Genomic DNA, 2,801 nt, shown 5'->3' on the forward strand with positions numbered 1-2,801 from the left:
CAAGGGTTCGCTCCGCCCGGGACTCCGTTCGCCGCGACGGTGAAGCGAGTCACGACGAGCCGGGGTCGCGGCCCCTGACCTGAGGAATTTCAACGGTGGATGGACTGGCCTCGATCGGAGTACGGGAACCTGTTCCCGTATGGAGGTCGAGGGGACAAGCGCAGCGCGTCAGGCCTCGGCGGCCCTTGTTCGTAAAGCCATCACTTGCGTGGCTGACAAATGGCGAAGCTCAGAATTGGAAAAAACCAGGTCAGCCCTCAACCACCTGGTTTCTTCGTCCCACTGGGCCAAATTGTCTATGAGAAACCTATAACGACCTTGATAAGCCTCCGCAAGATCCTCAGCAAGGGCCCTGTAAGCCTCTCCAGGCGTTTTTAACGCCAAATACACTGCATCTAGCACGGGGTCTGGTTTCGTTGCTCTGCCGACTTCCTGCGCCTTTTTGATGGCATATGCGTTGTATTCCTCTGCGCCAGTTTCGGGATCATCTGCTGGATTACCTGGGCAAAGTTTGTCCTCCCATGGGAGGACATAGGAGGCGCGGCCCAGGATGAACTGCAGGACGTAATCCGAAGGTATGGCGAGACGCTGCATGAGGAATTTTCCTAGACGAAAATCGAATGATAGCGCAGAGGGCTTTGGGCAGCGAAAGCTGCTTCCAGAGCGGCCAAAAGCCGCTCTGATAAACCGGCGTCGAGGACGACGGAAACAGCCTGACAGACGCCACCCGAGCCCACGAGGGGGGTGAGGAAAAATGGCCCCCAGGCCGAATTTTTCCGTTCTGCCCTGGTGCAGCCCGTCCAGGGCGAAACCAGGGTGCGAAGCATCCGGCCGCACCGCTTGCGTGCGCGTCAGGTGAAACCGGACCAACCTGGTTTCGAGCCGAAGCAGCAGAGGGAGGGACGGAGTCCCGCGCCGATGCGTCGCGCAGTCTCAGAAAGCGGGTTGGTCCGGCTTTGCCGGGCGCGCACGCGGGTGAATTTTCGAGACAAGCCCGTCCAGGGCGCAGGGGAGGAAAGAGGGTGGCGGATCGCGCAGCGATTCAGAACCCTGAAGGCCTTCCGGGGCGCTCCCCCGGGAGGTTTGGGCGGCCCGGAGGGGCGGCCACGGAGCCCCGCAGGGGTGACGGCATTTTGCTGTTGGGTTCTATGTTTTTGGCTCTTGGCGGTTGTATTGCAGGTCCTATTGTTGGGCCTATTGCCGCAGCAATAGGTGAGCCATAGGAGCGGCAATTTCAGGGAGTGAGGCAGGCAGGCGCTACGCTGTCGCCTGCCCTCACTCCCTGATGCTCGCCGGCTGGTATGAATCGCCCAGGTAGCGATAGAACCTATCCAGGTACGGAAGCCCGTCGAGCGGCTCATCGAGCAGCGAGTCGGGAATCTCAACGCCACGGAACAAGCCGAAGCTGTTCAGCAGGCGCTTGCCCTTGAGGATCTGCGCCGCGTGCCAGTTGTCAGCCAAGGTCAGATCGGAGAATTTCACGGCGTACTTGAACACCTCCATGAAACCCTCAACGGGATCGCCCAGGATGGGCCTGCAATCCACGACCATGCTGTCACCGGTGATCTTGTGCCACTCGGTGCTGAGGTCGGTTTGGGAGGGCTGTGATGTGGCCAGAATGATCATGTGACAATGCGGGTGCCAGCCATTGCCCTTGTTGGTCAGCTCGAGGGTGTAGACGGCCCCCTCGGCTTTGCAAAGCTCTGTCCAGGGAGCGCCACGAGTACCGGCATTGAAGTAGCGACGACGATCCATCAAGCGACGTAGCGACTTCGCGAGGTGCGATTGACGCTCTTCAAGATCCGGCCCGTTTTTGACTGTTAGGGTCAGGAGATAGGGCCGCAGATCCGGGCGTTCCTCCTGGATCACCTGCCAGCGGGTCAAGTAAGCCCCAAGAGCCTTGGCACCGCGGCGAATGCCGCACAACGGACAGACCAGGTGCTGCTTGCAGAACGTCGCGCTATGCAGCCGTACCTTGCCCACGGTGAAGTACTCCCGGAAATGCAGGTAATTACCACAGCTGGCAAGGCTAGCGGCAGTCTTGATGGTCGCTTCGGACGGGGTCTTTCGGAGATGTTCTAGCATCGCCTGAGACCTTGTGTGAGCCACGCCGTAGCGTGTTATTCTCTCGTCCAGAAGCCTAGCTTCGTCAGCCCCTGTGAACTCCCCGCCTGCCAAGTTGGAAGAGTTCTCAGGGGTTTTTTTATGCGCCATTCATGGCCCCCTTATTCGTGGGGCCGAGCATAGCACCTGCTAACACATTGTTTCTATGTATCAAGTAAAGCAGGGACTCGCCAGCCTCAGAACCGCGCAAAGCCCCGGAATCCGGGAGCATCAGCAGAAAAACAGCGATCAGGGACAAAACATCCTTACGATCCAGCTCGATTGAAACCCTCATGCCCAGCTCCTCAGTGGTGATGGCAAATTTTCTCATCACGACCAGGAACATAACGGGCGAGGTTTGCGCCTCCACTCCAGAGCCAAAAAACGAAGGAGTCTTCGGTAAAGTGGGGGTGTAACAGCACCCCACAGGATCCGGGAGGGGGGTGAAGAACATTTCGCAATACTACCCAGAGCGCCAAAAGCAAAATCAACAGCACCCATGCTGGGGGCCTCCGCTCCCGGCCGGTGGCCAGGAACAGAGCGCCAGAGGGTGATTTGATCAGCGAAGGGTCAAGGGTTCGCTCCGCCCGGGACTCCGTTCGCCGCGACGGTGAAGCGAGTCACGACGAGCCGGGGTCGCGGCCCCTGACCTGAGGAATTTCAACGGTGGATGGACTGGCCTCGATCGGAGTACGGGA

Annotated in this window: 3 protein-coding genes; all 3 read right to left on the reverse strand. The window is 59.3% G+C overall.

Going from position 1 to position 2,801, the window contains the following annotated elements; translation table 11 throughout:
• Window positions 1–168: 168 nt before the first annotated feature.
• A complete protein-coding gene (locus QMX91_RS30460) occupies window positions 169–594 on the reverse strand; it encodes a hypothetical protein (RefSeq protein WP_073454712.1) in 426 nt (141 codons plus the stop codon).
• A 681-nt stretch (window positions 595–1,275) separates the two neighbouring features.
• Window positions 1,276–2,214 carry a protein rep gene (locus QMX91_RS30465; protein ID WP_060765397.1) on the reverse strand — a complete coding sequence of 313 codons (939 nt, stop codon included), beginning with the start codon at window positions 2,212–2,214 and terminating at the stop codon, window positions 1,276–1,278.
• Window positions 2,204–2,557, reverse strand: a complete 354-nt coding sequence (locus QMX91_RS30470) for a hypothetical protein (protein WP_127652685.1) — start codon at window positions 2,555–2,557, stop codon at window positions 2,204–2,206. The genes QMX91_RS30465 and QMX91_RS30470 overlap by 11 nt, the downstream gene beginning before the upstream one ends.
• Between the last annotated feature and the right edge of the window lie 244 nt (window positions 2,558–2,801).

The sequence above is a fragment of the Pseudomonas sp. PS01299 genome, assembly GCF_029960145.1.
Classification (GTDB): Bacteria; Pseudomonadota; Gammaproteobacteria; order Pseudomonadales; family Pseudomonadaceae; genus Aquipseudomonas; species Aquipseudomonas putida_A.